Raw genomic sequence first — 704 nt, forward strand, 5'->3', positions numbered from 1 at the left:
AAGAGGTGAACCCCGATACTGAGACCTTCACGAGAGATACGCACCAAGAGCTTGAAGAGTTCCGCCTCATAGGCTTCTTCCTTGAAGGCCTCATAGCTATCTAAGAGGATGACAATAGCCGGCTCTTCCTGACCACTGGCCTGACGGTAGAGTTCCAAGGTCCCAACACCATAGTCCGCAAGGAGTTTCTTACGACGGTTAAGTTCTCTCTCCATGATTCGTACAAACTTAGAGATCTTCTCTGTTTGGTCCAAAAGCATGGTATCTGCCACCTGTGGAAGCTTGGACAATGGAGCCAAACCATTGGTACCAAAGTCCATCAAGTACATGGTAAGGGCCTTTGGACTGAACTTGCGAGCCAAGTCCATACCAGCAGTCTGAAGGAAGGTGGTCTTTCCTGTACCCGGACTTCCGTAAAGGAGGATATGACCATCCTTGGAGAGATTGATAGAGACAGCTTCCTGCTTCTGGGCCTGCGGGATATCTGCCATTCCAAGTAGAACTGAGAGTGGTTTCTCTTGTGCCCAGGCTACTGCTGGTTGCACTTCTTCCAGTTCGTCTAGTGCGATTCGCTCTTTGAGCGGTGGCAACCATGGCTGTGGTACTGGAGGAATCTCTTGTTCTTCACACAAGAGCTGGATATGGTGCACTATCGCATCCAACTCTGTCGGAACTTCCTTGATCTCATCCACATCTTCTAAGCC

At 49.7% G+C, this 704-nt stretch carries 1 protein-coding gene; it reads right to left on the minus strand.

Going from position 1 to position 704, the window contains the following annotated elements:
• On the minus strand, window positions 1-704 hold a 704-nt coding region (locus HMPREF2991_RS00670; RefSeq protein WP_257371825.1), incomplete at both ends, for an FtsK/SpoIIIE domain-containing protein.

Source organism: Streptococcus sp. HMSC072D07, from assembly GCF_001814835.1.
GTDB lineage: Bacteria > Bacillota > Bacilli > Lactobacillales > Streptococcaceae > Streptococcus.